Raw genomic sequence first — 18269 nt, forward strand, 5'->3', positions numbered from 1 at the left:
AAGTTGATTACAATCGTGGACAAACAAATTCTACATCCGGTGTTCTTACCGATCTGCGACCAATGAACGTAAGGGATATTTCAAAGCTGTTGGAGCCATGCGCCATTTTGCTGAGATCGGAGGTATTGATATCATAGCTGGCGCCAAGCATCATGTTTTTATAGATGAATCCCGCGTGTGTAGTCACGGCATCTTTATACCGGTAGTTCACGCCCAGCAGGAAATCCGTTCCCGCGGCGGCATTCAACTGGCCATAGGCGCCAATCATTTTTTCCTGTGCAGGTCCCTGCTGCATGAACAGGAAGTTGGGCGTAATGCTGAGTATTTCAGACAGTGTTAACTTCACGCCACCATGTACATTAAAGCGCATCGGGAAACGGGCATCTCCTTTGGCGCTGAACTGGTCCTGTGGTTTTGTGAGATGCATAACGGATACGCCGCCATAGATGTTAAAGTTCTTCCCGGGGGTAGCGTCATAATACAAAGCGCCTGCACCGGCATCAAAGGAGGCTGCCGAGTTGCGGGTAAGTACATCCGATACCGGGTTGCCGGGGTTGTATCCCGTAACAGGATTCCACTGCTCACCATAGGTGAGTTTGGATGGGTCAAACCTCCGCTGGATAAAGCCGAGCTGTAAGCCAAAGTTTAACTGGTGATAATGGGAAGCATCCAGTTTCACACCGGTGTAGGCCGCGCTTACGTAGGCGGTGGTATAATTGTAACCGCCATCGCCGGCAGTTTGGTTTAATACGCTGGCGCCTATATTAATATTCTTTGCAGTGGGTATTTCCCCGCTTACGCCATATGTTTTAAACGGGCTGATATTTCCCCACTGGGTACGGTAAATTGCCGCCACGCGGTAGTCGCCGTCAAATACGCCGGTAAGCGCAGGGTTTAACCACGACGGATATACGTAGTACTGGGAAAAATGGGGATCGGTTTGCGCCATTAACCGGGTACCGGAGCATACAGTGGCTGCAAAGATGAATAAGGTTGCAATGATCGTTCTCATTTACAATACAATTTTATGTGAATGATTTACTTTACCTGATAATAGTTACATAGCCCGTGATAGGCGCCATACCTGCCCTGAGCTTAATTACATAATAGTAAGTGGCCAGTGGCAGCTGGTTGCCTTTAAACCGTCCGTCCCACGGTACACTATAACCGGTGGAGCGGTATATCCTTTGTCCATAGCGGTTAAATACTTCCACGGTGCTTTCTGCATAATCAGACAGGTTGCTGATGATCCAGGTATCATTCACACCATCTCCGTTTGGAGAGAAAGCATTTGGTGGCGCAACGGGCTTCAGCACTTTCACCGTCATGGCGTCACGTGCCATACAACCGTACTTGCCGATGGCAGTAAGTGTGTAAGTGGCATCATGCATAGCGGGAATTACCGGCGACAACACCGTAGGATCGGGGAAGTCGGCTGCAGGGTCCCAGGCAAAAGTGAGGTTCACCGAATCGTTGGCCACAGGCCTGAAGCTCACAACAGTACCCTGTGGCACAACAAAGGATGGTCCGGCATCTATCACCGGCTGGAGGTATACGATCACCTTACTGCTATAGGCAGAAGATCCGCAACCCGACTGATTTGCTACCTGCAACTGCACACTGTATTCACCAGGTGCGGTATATTTTTTTACCGGGTGCTGTTCAGTAGAAGTGGTGCCATCACCAAAGCTCCACTCCCATTTATTAATGGTTCCGGTAGGATCTGTACTCTGATCGGTAAATACATTATCGGCGCCCTGGCAAAGGGTATCCGGCGTTACTTTAAAGGACGCCACCGGCTGACCAAAGAAGGCACTTAATGTTTTAGCCGACGAATCTTTACAACCATAAGCAGTAGTAGCCACCAGTTTCACATTAAACGGTCCAAAGGCTTTGTACTGCCAGACAGGATCTTTTGCTGCGGAGCCTGTACCACCATCGCCGAAACTCCACTGATATGAAAGGCCCGACTTATCTTTTGCTGTAGTGAGATTGGTAAACGCAGCGGTTCCATCCGGCATACATACTTTGGCAGGTAATGTGAAATCTGCTTTAGGCAGCTCATGCACGGCCACTATGGCTTTGGCGGTATCGCTGATGCAATTATGATCACTCACTGCCACCAGCTTCACGAGGTAAACGCTGTCTTTCAGGTAAGTGATGGTAAACGGATTGTTATTGGTGTTGTTTCTCAATGTACCATTGGCCAGGTCCCATTTCCAGTTGGTAATGTTTCCGGCGGAGATGGTAGACTGGTCCGTGAAAACGGCACTCTGCCCCAGGCACAAACCTGCCGTAGCAGTGAATGCAGCTGCAGGTTTAGGATATACTACCAGCGTAGTGGAAATAGAATCGGTACAGCCACTGTCGGTGGTAAACACATACCAGATGGTATGCGTACCGGCGCCTGCGGTGGCAGGTGTGAAGTTACCCGTGGAGTCCGTAGCCGGGCCACGATAGTAGCCTTTACCGGCCACGCCATTTTGTATAGTGGCTTTGCCTACTGCTATGGTACCGGGCGTGTTTACGCAAACGCCGGTCAGGGCAGCATAGGCCAGTTGTGGTTTCAGTTTAAAAGTAGCCGTTACCGTAGTATCTTTCGTACAGCCTTTATCGGTAGTTACACTATACTTAATGGAGTAAGTGCCAAACTTCGTATAGGCGTGCGTGGGATCTTTCGCCACGGAGGTATTCGGATTCGCAGTTGTTGCGTAGGCATCCCCGAAGTTCCAGGCATGTGTACTGATGGTTTGCGCATCAGGCACTACTGCGCCGCTGGTAAACTGTACCAGGCCGCCTACCGGGAGGCAATCGCCGGGATAAGCGAAGAGCGGATTGGGTTTGGCATATACCGTAACCGTTTTTGAAACGGTGTCGCTCACACAGAGGTTGCTTACTTTCACCACGTGTTTTATGGTGTAGGTGTTATGGTCTTTGTAAGTAATCGTTTGTACGGCGCCGGTAGTGGCATTCAGTACAGAATCATTACCAAAGTTCCAGTACCACGACTTTAAAGGCGCTGTACCTCCATAGGTAGCGTTATCAGTAATCTTCAATACCCCTCCTTCGCACAATGCCGCGGCGTCTGTAGTAAATGACGCTACCGGCTTAGCCACTGCAGCCACCTGGAAGGAAGTATCTCCCACACAACCATCTCTTGAAATTACCGTTAGCTTTACGGCAGCATTACCTACAGGAAATACTTTTCCTACCTGTATGCCACTGTCTTTTACCGCTCCCGGGAACTCCCACTGCCAGCGATCGATCAGCGGATTCTTCAGGCTTGTATCTCCCTTAAAATAAACAGTATCCAGTGTGCACCCGGTATAGGTGTAGGTCATTACCGCACGCGGCTTTCCTTTCACGGGTACCGTGAATCCCACCTTCTCTGTGTTGTTACAGTTTTCAATGCTCGGATGTGTGGACATCACCGGCACATCGTACTCTCCTATGGCGCTGAACTGGTAAGTACCGGGTAAAGAGTATTTATAATAAGTGATCCCGTTGATCAGTACCGTACCGGTGCTTACCGGCGCGTTGACTGTTACATCTGCATTTGGTGTAATGGCGGTGCCAAGTGTGCTGAGCCGCCATACCATTTTTGTAGGCTTATACGCCATTAAAATGGATAATTGCACGGGCGTATTGGTACAGGTGAAATCATTCGACGTTTTAGAGGTATCATAACTGTTGTGAATAGAGCCTACGGCATTGAGGTTATTGATCAGTGTGCCTGCGTTATAACCATAACTTTCCACGCTGCCCAGGCCATAGGTAACCGCGGTGAAAGCCGAGTCGCTGCTCACAATACATTGTGCAGGTGCAGCCGGCCATCTTTTGATCACCACCGTATAACCGTTGAGGTTAGGGTGCGGGTACGAGAAGTCGAACAACGGGCTGCCGTCAATCCTGAGCGAGGTAACGCCGGCTGTGGGAATGATCATGGTGAGATAGTTGGTTTCTATAAACTCACGGTCGTTCCGGTAAAAACCAATCCGTTTGATGGCCTGTTCAATAGGACTCAGGTACACCATTTCCGGATCACCTAATCCGCCATTGTTGCCACAGGCACCGGACGATGACATAAACTGCGCCACCAGTACCGGTTTATCGGATTCTATATAATCGGCGGTATTGCTAACAAACTCGTAGTAGGAATTGGCGATCAGACCGGTGAGGATAACACCATTTCTTTTTACAATGGTAGCAGGATCTTTCACCACTACTTTATAGATATTATACTGGAGAGTAGACGGCATATCATCTTCAGACGTGGGCGCGGTGAGATAACGTTTACCCCATGCCTGGAACGGGAAAATCTGCTGGATATTATTATCGCCGCTGCTGCCGGTGTTATTGCAGGTAATGGCCGTACGGCTGCTGCCGGAATATACAGCCACGGGATAACACTGTCCCATTGGGTTACCGATCGATTTAATGGTAGTACCGGTCAGCTGCCGGCCTGCACCACCACCAAGCGAGGCGCCTACCAGCTGGTAAATATCCCCCCGGTTTAGTGTAACCGTAAACGGTACGCCGGCAGGCCGGCCGTTGCGGGTTAATACTGAAGGCGTGATTTCCACTACGGTATTATTCTGATTTGCTATTACGAACATCCAGGAGAAACAGTCATCTGCGTAGTTCTGCATACTGTTTACAGAGATGTAGGAATAGCCCCACGTTTCTTCCGGCATCAGCATCGTAGCACCCGAAGAAGCGCTACCATAAATATGCGCATAGGCAACAATGGGCACGTTACTTTGTATGTGAATAGACTTGCCCGTAAAAACACCTTCACCGCCGGTACCGCCAAAAGATGGCGGCAGGGAATACAGTCGTGCATCTATAGCGCCCGATTTGGGGATCAGGTCAGAAGCAATAACGGTATTAGCCGGGATGCTATACGTGCGCGTCCAGGTGGTGCCGGTAATGCTCACTGTAACTGTGGCAGGTTGCTCTGCACTCAGGTACAGGATCATTTCCTGGCTATTGCTTTGCCCCATTTCCATGAACTGGTGGTGTCCGTAGCCCACCCAGAAATCTTTCCCTTTATTGGAAAGATTCTGGGCGTATGCAACATTGGCTACGAACTGAAACAGGGTCAGGGATACGGCAAGGCAAAGTCGCTTTATATATATTAGTTTGGTTGACATCTTCTTCAATTTTTCATATTGAAATGATTATTGTTTGATGATCATCTTCGACGTCGTTGTACCATCTGCAAAAATGGTATTCAGCATATAAGCTCCTCTCTGGATATCCTGTACATCCAGCTGGTTGTTTTTACCGGTAACGGCTACACGCTTGATGGTTTTGCCATCCATCGCGTAGAGTACCAGCTGTTGAATGGATTTATGCGATTGTATAGTGAGGGAAGAAATAACCGGGTTCGGATACACCTTCACAGATCGCTGCAACATTAAAAGGCTGTCGATATCCTGGCGCATGGGCCGGATAGTTGCATTGGCACAAGGCCAATGCAACATCCAACACCCAATGACTAACAGTAACAACTTCTCTATGCTTACTTTTTTCATATAACTGTTTTTAGCGGATCAGGTTAATAACTCCTTTCTTCTCTGTTTTACTTCCATCTGTAAGGGTAAGATGACATACATAGATGTATACGCCGGAAGGCAGTGCCTTTCCTTTGTAGTTGCCATCCCAGCCTACAGACTGGTTATTGGATTCGAATACTTTTTCACCCCACTGGTCAAAAATGGTGATGTGCAGCTGTTTGATGATGTAACCATACACCAGCAGTACGTCGTTTCTGCCATCGTTGTTAGGTGTGAACGTATTCGGGATATAGATGCCATCAGGTAAGGTTTTACCTTCTGCCGGCAGCGATGCTTTGTCTTCGCAACCTTTCGCACGCACAATCAGTTTCACGGTCTGTACCGGTTGTAATCCGTTGACGATATGCACCAGTCCTTCCCTGCCGGATGTTGGCAATGTCCAGCTGGTACCGCCATCCAGGGATACTTCGTAGCCGGTGGCATTGGCAACTGCCTTCCATTTAAAGCGGATCATGTTTACGCCTACGCTGTCGACCGTTACCACCGGTGTTTCCAGAACCGGCAATACATGTATAATGGCTTTGGCGCGTGCCAGTCCGGGACATCCGTGTGTGAGTGTTTCCAGGTAATAGTTACCGTCGGCTGCAATATTATTAATCGTGTAGTCGTTGCCGGTATGCAGCAGGTTACCGCCTGTTGGGGCATCGTACCAGTTGTACAATACGCCGGGTTCAGGATTCTTTGCAGACAAGGTAACATCCGTGCCGTTACATACGGTCATAGAGTCTTTCACGAGTTGAGCCACCGCCGGCGCATACACTTCTACTTCTTTGGTAGTATCGCCTACGCAACCTTCTGCTGCCACAATGCTCAGTTTCACTTCTTTCACACCCGGGTATCTGAAGTACTTCAGGGTATCTTTTGCAGACGACACGGTAGAATCGGCAAAACTCCATTTCCAGGTGCTGATACCCACACCGTTGCTGGTAGTGGCAGTGCCTTTGAACAGGGCGCCGTCGTTCAGGCATCCGGTATAGTCAACACTGAAATCAACCACCGGCGCAGGAATTACCTTTATCTGCAGGATGCTTTCAAAACTGTTGCTGCAGCTTTCTATATCCGGATGTGAAATCAGGATAGGCACTTCATACAAACCTGGTTTGCTGAAGATGTAATCAGCCGGTACGGTAAAGCGATAGTATTTCCGGTCGTTGCTGATCAAAGAATCCACTGGTACCGGGTTGTTTTGCACGATATCGGTTTTAGGCGCAAGGCTGGATACCTGGCTGAATTTCCAGGTGATCGCTGTTGGTTTCACCGGTATGAGCATGGAGAAACGGAATGGTGTTTTGGCGCAGGTGTAGGTGTTGTTCTGACCACTGTTATTCATTACGTTGTTGAATGAAGGCAGGATGTTCAGATTTTTTACCAGGGTACCGGCGTTGTAACCATAGCTTTCTACACTACCGAGGCCGTAGGTTACGGCCGTAAAGGCAGAGTCGCTGGTTACGGTACACTGTGCCGGAGCGGCCGGCCAGCGTTTCACCACTACCGTATATCCGGCAGCGTTAGGATGCGGATAGGTATGATCGAAAGTAGCGCTACCGTCGATCTGCAGGGAGGATACACCTCCCGTAGGTATAATGAGGGTAAGATAGTTGACAGTGATAGCCTCCCGTGTATTCCGGTACAGTCCTACCCTTTTAATACCCTGTTCTACCGGGCTCAGGTAAATCATTTCCGGATCCCCGTTGCCGCTGGTGTTGGGGCAGCTTCCGCTGGAGGACATATACTGTGCCACCATGACAGGCTGGTTGGCTTCAATATTATCAGCCGTGCCGCTTTCAAACTGGTAGAACCGGTTGTTGATCAGGCCTGTTAAAGTGGCGCCGTTTATTTTCACTACAGTGGCAGGGTCTTTCACCAGCACACGGTAGATGTTGGTCATGAACGAACTGGCCGAGCCGCTGGAGGAAGTAGGTGCTGTGAGATACTTTCTGCCCCATGCCTGCGACGGGAAGTTCTGCTGGATCAGGTTATCACCTGAACCGCCGGTTTCGATGCCGCAGCCAATGCCGGTACGGCTGCTGCCGGAGAACACCGCCATCGGGTAGCATTTTCCATCTTCATTGATCACCGATCTCACATGACTGCCGGACAAGTCGTAGCCTTCGCTGCCACCGCCTGGCATCATGGCGCCCAGTACCTGGTACACTTCACCTTTATTCAGTGTAACCGTAAACGTTGTATTGGCAGGTTTACCTGCCAGCGTAGGCACTGAAGGTGTGATTTCCACTTTTGTATTATCATAGTCCGCTATTACATAGAACCAGGAATAGGTGTCTGTGCTGTAATTCTGCCTGGACGAGAGCGTAGCATATTCATAGCCATAGGTACCTACCGGCAGCAGCATGGTGGCGCCGGAAGAGGCACTGCCATAAATATGTGCGTAGGCAACAATGGGCACATCACTTTCTATGCTGATACCTTTATCTGATAATCCTTCTTCTATCAGGCGGGCATCGCTCAGGCCACTCTTTGGTATTATTTCGGTAGTGATGGTTTTGTTGGCGGGAATGTGATACACTCTTTCCCAGCTGGTACCATTAATACGTACTGTTACGTTAGAAGAATCCTGTGCATTGAGGTACAGCACCATGTTCTGCGAGTTATCCCCGGAGAAGAACTGGTGATGGCCGTAACCCACCCAGAAACGGGTACCACGGTTGGAACTGTCGGCCGGCTGCAGCAATTGTGAAGTAACCGTACCGCCATTAAGACCGGTAAATTTATCCAGGAAGTGTACCGAGCTATCCCTGATTACATTCGGGATATCATATACATGGCTCAGCGAATCTACGATCCATGCGTTGGCGCTATCCGTGCGGCCCATCCGGATATCCTTCTGGCGCCTGATATAACCCTGCCACGGATCGATATAGAACTGATCGATGTTGAAGTTATACTGACCATTAGCCGGTGTTACATCCACATCGGTATAGAAATACATAAAGTCCCTGCCGGTAGCCAGATTTGGCGGCCTGATACCGGAGTAGCGTCTTACCGCTATATTGTTAGGTATAGCCGTGCCCGGGTTCCAGGTAATTTTTGTTACCGTATCCGTACCAAACATAAATGTTTGCGTAACGCCCGGAGCCGGTGTGGCCGGGAATGCCGGGAGTGCCGGTGGTACAGCAGTAGGCAGGAATTCGTAAGCGCCCATATCCGGTACGCCTTCTGTGAGCTTAACTGCCCTGGCGGCGCCGTTGATGTCCTTATCGTTACCTTCTATCTGTACACCACGGCCATGAATAGCCCATACATCGGGGATAGCAATAGCAGGTTGCAGGGTGGTATCATCCGTAAATGCTGGTTTGTAAACAATAGAATTTATATCCAGCGTATCTGCGGTAATGTAATCATGCAAAGTCGCATAGCTGCCCGCAGGCGTCTGCTGTTTCACCAGCACCGTGCCTTTTGTATACAGGGTATTATAATCGCTCTTCATGTACAGCGGGTTAGCGATATACATGGCGATACCACTGGTGTCTGAAGCAAAAATGTTATTCTTCACTTTAACATTACCATAGTAAGATGCGGTATGATTGAAGTACGCGGCATAGTTATCGCCGGTGGCAATGGAGCTGTTCAGTACCGAGTTATTATAGTAGTTGAGGTTGGAACTGCTTGCGCTATAGATACCATAGGCATTCACTCCATTGGCTTTCACGCTGATCACGTTGTTGGAAACGGTGGCGCCATCTGCCTGGTAAAGTTCCAGTGCCCGGACTTCCCCGGTAATGTTTCCTCTTGCTGTAATACGGTTTCCGGATACAATGCCTTTCACACCTGCATCGGAAGTAGCATAGTAGAGATATATTCCGTGAACATCATCGGTGGTGTTGGTCACCTTAACTTTATTCCCAGAAATCGTGTAACCGTTGGTGTTATCTGTATAGATACCATAGGCATCAGCTGCCATATCGCCGCTGAGGTTCACCTGGTTGCGCCGGATCATGAGGCTATCCGCATACTCTACATACAAACCGTTTGAATACGGTTTCTCTATAATATTGCTATCCAGTGTAAGTCCGCGTGCAATAGCGCCGTAACTGCCTTCCCAGTAAACGCCATTCGATCCGTTGGTGATGGTATTACCGGTGATTACGTTGCCAATACCGATACATTCGTCGGCGTACACACCACTTACGGTGGTACCGGTGCTGGTGCTAACCGGCAAAGGAATAGCGCAATTAACGATGCTGTCGTACGAAGATTCTTTGGCATATACCACTGCTCTCGCGTTGGTGGTACCAGCCGGTTTAATAGTGATAGCCCTCCAGGTAACGTAATCCACACTGTCCAGCTGCAACACATAATTCAAGGCAGATGTACCGGCGTAGGTAAGCGTTACCGCAGCGGCGCTGTTTGTTTCACTCCGGAAGGTTACCCTGTTTACTGCAGAAGCACCAGGGATATGATGCATGGTGATCTGCTCTGTATAGGTGCCTGCCTTTGCGAGGAAAGTAACGGGACCGGCTATACCGCATTCCAGTTTGGATACAGCACTGCTGAACGACTGGAAGTTAGTAAGACTGGTAGGCGCTGCCGGATTGATGGTATAAGTACCTGCCAGCAGTGGCGGGTTCAGGTTAGCCTTTACTACAGTAGAATAAGCACTGTCCGTACCTCCGCATATAATTAAGCAGCGGTAGTAGTTTTCTACCCCGATGGTAGTATTAAATACACTCACATATTGTGAATCGCTGGCAATTACCCACGGGCCTGTAGCAGTAGCAGAACGCTGCCACTGGTAGGTTTGTGTGCCACCCGTGCTGTTGCCCGTGAGGTCCAGTTTGATATCGGTACCCATACACACCGGTGTAAGCGGGAATACGGTTGAAGTACCCGGTACCACTGGTTTGCTGCAATTGGGAACACTCACTTCGTAAGCGCCCATATCCGGTTTGGTAGTGCTCCTGGTTACACCGAGGATATCCGTGGTAATGCCTACCGGCTTACCGGTATTATCCAACGGAGAAATAACGGTGGCATAGTTACCTGCAACAGGATCTGCAAACACAGGCTGGATGGACAAGGAGTTGCTATCCAGTTTGGTAGCGGCTGTCCATGCAGCCAGCGTAGGATAGTTACCACCTATATAAGCTGTATTGAAATTGCTTTTTACATAAATATCATTGTAATTGGAAGTAAGCGCGGTGCTGGTACCGATGCTTAAACCGGTTCTGTTTCCTTTACCGGATCTGCTGACATCAAGAATATTATCAAAGAACTGGATACCGGTAGCAGTACCTGACTGATAGAAGCCGGTAGTTCCGTTGGAAGAGGTATTCTTAAGATCATTCAGCGCAACCGTGTTGTGATAGTAGTATACATAGTCGGCACTGTAGTTGGAGAGGCCATACTGCGTACCCTGACCACGGAAATCATAGATCACGTTATTGAAAACCTTCGCCGGATTGGTAGCAGTTGCATCTGCATAGGAGAACTCCATACCGTAAACAGTGGAGGTGCTATTTGGTGCGCCACCCAGCAGGTTGTGGATACGGTTGTTGCTTATCACCACATCTGCCCCTTTGTTATCAACGCTGATACCATACACGGAGTAACTGTTATTGTCACGGCCCGGTCTGGAAATATCATTATGATCTATCAGGGTGTTGGTGGTATAGCTTACCGTAATACCTGTTTCATAAAACTCTTTTATGACGTTGTAGCTAATGGTATTGCGGGTAGGAACAGAAGCAGTAGCGCCATAGATGAGCACACCATTGTATCCGCCGGTAATGGTATTTTTTGTGATGATGTTACCATCACAGTCGTTACCGGTGCCGGTGGTGGGACTGGATTCGCTGCCGTTGATCACGATACCGGCAAATTCATTATAGGTACCGGTTTGATCGATGATGATGTTACAACGGCGGATGGTGTTGCTATCTGCATTATTGAGCATTTGCACACCATATCCATAGTCGTCGCTGGTAGCATCTATAGTGAGGCTGTCGAACGTAATATGATCGGCGCCACGCAGTTTTATCACGGCTCTTTCATTATCATCGGAAGGCGCAAATTTTATCGTATTGCCGTTACCGTTAAAGGTGATGGTATTAATAGCAGATGTACCTGCGATAGAATCCAGGATCAGCTGTTCCAGGTAAGGACCGGATCCGGCCACCACATTCATTACCACAGGGCCTTGTATACCGCATTCCATAGCCGCTTTGGCAGCGTTGAAGCTGATAAAGTTAGTAGCACTGGCCGGTGCGTTTTTATTGATGGTATAACCTCCGCCGGGGAACGCCTGGTTTACTGTAAGCAGTATTGGCTGTGAGTAAGCCGTATTACCACTACACGTAACGGCTACACGGTAATAGGATGTTATAACCGCTGTGATAACCGTATCAGGATTGGTGAGCACATTGCCGATGTTGGTGTATGTGCCTGTAGCGGTGGCTGATCTTTGCCATTGGTAGGTTTGCCCGAGCCCGATAGAATTATCGGTGAGTGATAAAGCCACTTTCCTGTTTACACAAATCACCAATGGGCTTACCTGCGCATTACCTGCCAGTGGCGGGTTAATGCAGGGGCCGGGTGTAAACTCATATGCACCGATATCAGGTGTGGAGGCGCTTCTTACTGCATTATTAATATCTACCGTAATATTTACCGGTACACCTTTATTGTCGATAGAGGCATTTGCCGGCTGATAGTTACCGGTAGTAACAGATACAAACAGCGGATTGGAACTTACCGAGTTGCTGTCCTGTAAAGAAGCGGTTTGCCAATCGAGGAGTGCCGCGTTATTAGCGCCAAAGTAGCCTACATTGCTGGTACCGCCGCTGGCGGCCAGGTAGTAATCATTCCTGTTGGCATGAATCGTACCATTGGTAGCACCGAAATAAATACAATATTTACTGCCGCCACCACCACGTGTTACAGCAATGAGGTTATTTAAAAACTCTATACCATCGGCTTTGGATGTTTGATAAAAGCCGCGGGCAGTATAGGTAGTACCTGTAGTAGAAGTTCCATCCAGCGCAACGGTATTATGGTAATACCAAACGTTGTCGGACCCTGAATTGTAAATACCATAAGCATCTCCCTTACCAGTATAATTATACATCAGGTTATTGCTTACCACGTTTTCCAGCTGCGCGAGTGCATCGGTACTGCTGAAGTAAATGCCATAAGCTGCACTGGTGCTGTTGGGAGCGCCACCAAAGGGATTGCTGATGATATTACGGGTAACGTTTGCCTTTGTACTGAGATTTGTAAAATAGATACCATAGAACGTACCAACGCCGGTACGTGCCGGCCGGCTGATCGTATTATTTTCTATCAGCGTATTAAAGGAACCGGTTACATAGATACCGTAGTTATAGAAATTGCTGATCTTATTGCCGGTAACTTTATTATTACCGTTTGCAAAGGTATTGCTGCCGGTTAACGCAATTCCATAGTACCCGCCGTTGATAATATTATCAGAGAAGGTATTAAAATCGCATTTCGCCTCTCCGGTAGTAGTTGCCGAAGTGAGCGAGCTGCTGATGACGATACCTGCGTTACTGCTAGTACTGGCAGTAGAATCCAGCAGGAACGTACAGTTTTTGATGGTGTTGTAATCGGCATCGTTGGTGAGATGTACGCCCCATCCGTTGCTGGTACCACTGGTTTTAATTACCAGGTTGCTAAAGGTAAAATAGTCGGCGTCCGACAAGCGGATCACTGCCGGTGCTGAGGACGTGCCTGCAAAGGTAAGCGTGTTGCCGTTACCGTTAAAGGTAATGGTATTGGTAGCAGAAGCGCCTGGCACAGGTGTGATGAGCAGCTGTTCGGTATAAGGACCGCTGCCTGGAGCTACGTTAAATACTACCGCGTTATTGATACCACACTTAATAAAGTTGTATGCATCATTAAAGGAGGCAAAGTTATTACCACCGGTGGGCAGGGCCTTATTAATATTGAAGACGCCTGACACCGGCAGCGGAGAAGTGACTGTTACAGCGTTGGAGGTAACAGTGGTATTGGAAGTGACACAGGTTACGTTACAGCGGTAGTAGCTGGTAGCCGGCTGTGTGGTTACAAGCCGGTTGGTAGTATCGTTGGGCATGTTGGTCCAGGTAGTATTATCAGTGGACTTCTGCCATTGATACTTAATACCTGAAGCGACGGTGGTGCCAGACAATGTTATGATCACCTGTCCGTTCATACAAACGGTTGATGAACTGGCAGTAGCCGTTCCTGCGGTGGGTGTACCGGTGCAGGCTACGGCTGGTGTCCAGGAAAAGATCACATCCGGACGGGTGGTCATTGAACCGGTATTATCGGTGTTAGTGGTACCACATAGATAATTCAATCCGTCGGAGCGGTAAGTATGTGAAGCATCAAAGGGAAGCCCTGTTGTATAAGGTACTTCCGGGTTGTTGGTGTAGGTAAGGCGGGTATCTGAATCAGGTGCGCCGTTACATATTTCCACTACAATGTTATCTGTACCATTCCAGAAAAAGCCGGAGACAAAGGGAAAAACATTGGTGCCGGTTTGCGGAAGGTAATTAACGGGACCAAACACCTGGTTGGTGATGGGCACCCAGGTGCTGTTGTCCAGCGAGGTATCGGTGGTAGTACCAATTTTAATGGTATACTGCTCAATAGTATCTGTACCATTGAGATTGAGCACCTTGTATTTCAGCCCGCTGATAACACCGGCATTCATCCCTGCGGCATGCAGTTCTGAAGCGCGGTACAGGTATTGGGTCCTGGTGCCTTCATAGTAATCCTGTAACGGGCACGGATATCCCGTGTTGGTGTTACCGGAAGTACTCTGACCAATGCTGATATCCGTTTGTGCCGATAGCCGGCATGCCAGCATCAGCAATACTCCTACAAGTAATGTTGTTTTATATAGATAATGAACAGTACAATTTCTCATATGAGGTTATTTGAATTTTGGTTGAATGCATTTAGAATCCCTGCCAGTTGATCCATGATTTACCATCGCGGGCATTTACCATGTCGTAGGTAAGGGAACTGGTTTGTACCAGGTAGAACCCCGCCGGATCGGCCATCAGCGATCTCGTTTTATTGATAGCGGTTCTGTCGGCGGGTAAACTGCCATACAAGCCGTTATCATTAAAAATGATCCTGCCATCCTGGGTAAAGGTGGGTGCGTCATAGCCCGGTCCGTAAGAGATTACATTCCCGCCGGTTTCCCGCCTTACAACAAAGCCAAGTAAATCCAGCGAAGTACCGGGACCATCTATCTGGGGATAGTAAGTAAGGAAGGCATAGGCCGGCAGACCGGTGATACCGCAGGCATCATCCTTTCCGTTTACATGAAAGCCATAGTAGGTAGCCCAGTAGCTTTCATTCTGTAACGCGTGCTGGTACCACCTCCTGGGCGCTGCGGCATCAATTGCCAACGGCGTTACCGTTTCACTGATGGCGGCAGCTTTGCCATTGACCGTAAAAGTAATAGCGCCGTTTTCCCACTTCACCTGGTCGAAGCTGCTGATAGTGATGGTACTGTCAGTAAACGCCGGCATCAGGGAAATACCACCCGGCGTATATACGTAACCGGTAGTTGCCTGTTGCACTTTACCATTGGCGATCCAGGTAAAATTTACCCGGTGCAGGTATGGATTGATGCTGATATCATAGCGGTTGGTGCCTATCGTTAACTTATGAAAATAGGTAAGTATAGCGCTGATACTGTCGATAGAGCGGTTGATCCGGTGCTGGAGATAATTATCCTTATCCTGTTGCGTGGCCTTCACCAATATGGCTTTACTGCCATGGAAACGGCCGGTCAGCCAAACGGTATCGCCCACAGCACCGTTAATTGCGAATTCAAAATCGGAACCCAGGCCCTGGCCGTATTGCCCGCCATTCTGACCGGCGTCCGGATCGGAAAGCACATGCAGGTAAGAGTAGGTGTCAAACAGCAGGCAGGGTTGCTGCAAGGCTTTCAGGCGCCAGCTGCTTTCGCGCATTGTTCCGGTGCTGGCGGCATCAAAGTCGGAATACATCTGCACACGATTAGCATCCGAGAAACTAAAATAAAAACCAAATACACTGCCCGGAACGCCCGCGGGATATACGAACGCTTTCCAGCCATAAGGCGCGGTTGTAAGCACCTGCTGGTAACGGGCCAATGTATCGTTGATACGTTCGTCCGGTGATTTATCAAACAAAGGGTCTGTTTCCTTTTTACAGGCAAACATCCCGGTGATGATGAAGAATAAGCAGATCAGATTATTTCTCATACTATTATTTTTACTCCTTCGGAGTCTTTTGTTTTAATAGAGTAACTGATTAATTTCTTTCCTGGTGCGGGTTTGAAGGCTATAAAAATTGATATGCCATACCGTGAGGAAATAGCTGACCACCATTGCTTCCTTCTGCCGCAGCCTCGACTGTGCTTCTGCTTTGGTAACGCCGTTGATGCTGGTTCCTTCCGGGATACTGTTTACGATGTCATCAAAGCCTTGCTTTCCTTCTACCAGCATGGTAGATACCATCTCTACAAAGTCTTCGTCAAAGGCCGACATCGCGTAAGGTGTTACAAAGCCATCGCGGCGGGCATTCATATCGGAGATGTTGTTCCAGTTGCCGGTATAAAAACCAGCGCAGATCCGTTTGAATTCTACCGGGTACATCACTGTTTGATGCAGGATGTGGCCAAACTCATGTTCTATTACATGGAACATCTGTTTCACATTGGCGGAATCGGAGGGTTTATAGCCTTCCATCGACTTTGTGAGGAAGTCATTTACTAGGTACAGCACTACCTTGCGGCCGCCTTCTGCGGTACCCAGGGTGATGGTGCCGTTTTCGTTCCAGCTGGCGCTGCCGGAGAGAATAAAATACTTGGGGCAGTATCTTTTAAAGAAGAGCGCGCCTGCTTCCGCGATGTAGGTGTCCATCCATACTTTCTGAATGGCCGACATCACCGGGATTATTTTTTCTTCTTTGGGAGGTACCAATGTTTTGTTCAGTTCAAATTCGAACTGGTCCCATTTATACTTTACGGCAATATTAAAAGGCACGGTAAGGCTATCGTGCAGCCATTTATCCAATGGAGAAGCGGCCCAGGTATCTCCGCCGAGGCCGGGAATATCTTCCACATTGCCCAGGTCGTCTTTCTTGCTGCAGGCCATCAGCAAGCACAGGGGGATGATGAGTAAGAATGCTTTCATTTGTGTATGTATTAATTTTGGTACTATCGCTGTGTTATTATCTTGGATTTAATGCTATTCCTGAAGTAGTGGCGGAAGCCGGGATCTGGAACAGGCGGCGGTTATCATCGGCCTTTAACTCCAGTACCTTTCCTTCGCGGGTGGTGTGTACCACGGGTATTTTATATCGTTGCAGATCAAACCAGCGCTGCCCCTCCTGTACATATTCTGCGCGTTTGAAATCGAGGATGGTGCGGATACAAACGGTTTTCACATCGCTGATGCCGTAGAATGCCTGCATCGCCGGCAGGGAAATATTATGCTCCGAGGCGTTGTAATTCCGGATACGTTTACTGGCAAACAGGTTGAGATCTTTCAATACGGCGCTGGTGTTATTGAGATATGCATTGGCTTCTGCACGGTTAAACAATACTTCTTCCGTAGTGAACAAGGGCGTCATTACATAGGGCTGGCCAATGGTGGCATTCACGGAGTTCTTCACAAAGTACTCGGAGAGCTTTGGCACAAAATAATCCTGTGAGCCGTAGTAGTATAACGGGTACGACCAAACGCCGCCGGTAACATTCCGGCCGAGAATGAGCGCTTCATGCTGAAAGTCGAGATCATACCGGAGCCGGCCTGCATTGCGCCCCCACAGAGAAGGCGCTTCCACGATCAGCAGGTTGGCTTTTTCATTGGCATTGGCATAAATGTCAAAGATCTGCGCCGGCGACATGCTGCCATAAGTGGTATTCCACAGGCGCATGTTGGAGGCAACATCATTGTTTGAAAAAGTATTGTCGGCATAGGCTACTACTTTCGGGTAATCTTTTTTATACAGGTAGAACCGGGTGGCGAAGGCATATGCTGCGCTGCGGTTAAAATGAAAACGTGGTACGCTGTAGGCGTCGTCGCTGATCAGCGGCAATCCGGAGAGCAGATCCTTTTCCACCATGTCATACACGTATGCCACTGTTTTACGCTCGTACTGTTTCATTACCACTGTTTCCGGCACGGTTACGTATGGTATGCCCGGATCATTTGCAGCGGTAGTGGCATCGTAGGTTTTGGCAAAAATGTTTACCAGCATAAAGTGGGCATAGGCTCTGGCCAGCAGCGCTTCCCCCCGCTGACGTGTGTAAGCGGCAGGATCAGCAGCTTTTCCACAGGCTTCCAGCGCCTGGTTGGCGGCGGCAATAGCAGTATAACAGGCTCGCCAGTAAGCTTCGGGCGAGTCTTCTTCTATCCATTGAATGTCGTTAAACAGATAGGCGTCACCGTTAGGCCGGTAGTACTCTCCTACTCCTTTGTCGCCCACATTGTCGGACATGGCTTCGCACATGGTGATGTAGCTGGCCTGTGGATAGGCGGATCCCAGCAGCTTGCTTACTTTTACCGGTGAACTGAGGTCCGTCCAGGTGCTGTCCGGCACCTGTTCCAGGTATTTTTTACAGCCGGCGGTTACGAGGGTCATCAGTGCAAATGCCCCTATAATGACAGGCTTTATTTTTCGTTTATTCGCAGAGGTTATATAGTAGATTGACATAGCTCTTCT

Annotated in this window: 7 protein-coding genes; all 7 read right to left on the reverse strand. The window is 48.8% G+C overall.

Annotated features, from left to right (window positions below; genetic code table 11):
- Positions 1 to 7 precede the first annotated feature (7 nt).
- From B5Z18_RS01500 to B5Z18_RS01530, 7 genes are read right to left on the reverse strand one after another with little or no spacing between them, the layout of a single operon-like run.
- Complete coding sequence (locus B5Z18_RS01500; protein WP_079467646.1) at positions 8 to 1012, reverse strand: PorP/SprF family type IX secretion system membrane protein; 1005 nt, start codon at positions 1010 to 1012, stop codon at positions 8 to 10.
- 31 nt (positions 1013 to 1043) lie between these two features.
- Positions 1044 to 5153 carry a PKD domain-containing protein gene (locus B5Z18_RS01505; protein WP_079467647.1) on the reverse strand — a complete coding sequence of 1370 codons (4110 nt, stop codon included), beginning with the start codon at positions 5151 to 5153 and terminating at the stop codon, positions 1044 to 1046.
- 27 nt (positions 5154 to 5180) lie between these two features.
- Positions 5181 to 5537 carry a T9SS type A sorting domain-containing protein gene (locus tag B5Z18_RS01510; RefSeq protein ID WP_079467648.1) on the reverse strand — a complete coding sequence of 119 codons (357 nt, stop codon included), beginning with the start codon at positions 5535 to 5537 and terminating at the stop codon, positions 5181 to 5183.
- Between the two features lie 10 nt (positions 5538 to 5547).
- Entirely contained in the window at positions 5548 to 14469 is an 8922-nt protein-coding gene (locus B5Z18_RS01515; protein ID WP_079467649.1) for a right-handed parallel beta-helix repeat-containing protein, read from the reverse strand.
- A gap of 31 nt (positions 14470 to 14500) precedes the next feature.
- Positions 14501 to 15802 carry a DUF4302 domain-containing protein gene (locus tag B5Z18_RS01520; protein WP_079467650.1) on the reverse strand — a complete coding sequence of 434 codons (1302 nt, stop codon included), beginning with the start codon at positions 15800 to 15802 and terminating at the stop codon, positions 14501 to 14503.
- 33 nt (positions 15803 to 15835) lie between these two features.
- The gene (locus B5Z18_RS01525) at positions 15836 to 16735 is read right to left on the reverse strand and encodes a zinc-binding metallopeptidase (RefSeq protein ID WP_079467651.1); all 900 of its coding nucleotides are present in this window, start codon (positions 16733 to 16735) and stop codon (positions 15836 to 15838) included.
- Between the two features lie 37 nt (positions 16736 to 16772).
- Complete coding sequence (locus tag B5Z18_RS01530; protein ID WP_079467652.1) at positions 16773 to 18260, reverse strand: RagB/SusD family nutrient uptake outer membrane protein; 1488 nt, start codon at positions 18258 to 18260, stop codon at positions 16773 to 16775.
- Positions 18261 to 18269 lie beyond the last annotated feature (9 nt).

The organism is Chitinophaga ginsengisegetis (assembly GCF_900168065.1).
GTDB lineage: Bacteria > Bacteroidota > Bacteroidia > Chitinophagales > Chitinophagaceae > Chitinophaga > Chitinophaga ginsengisegetis.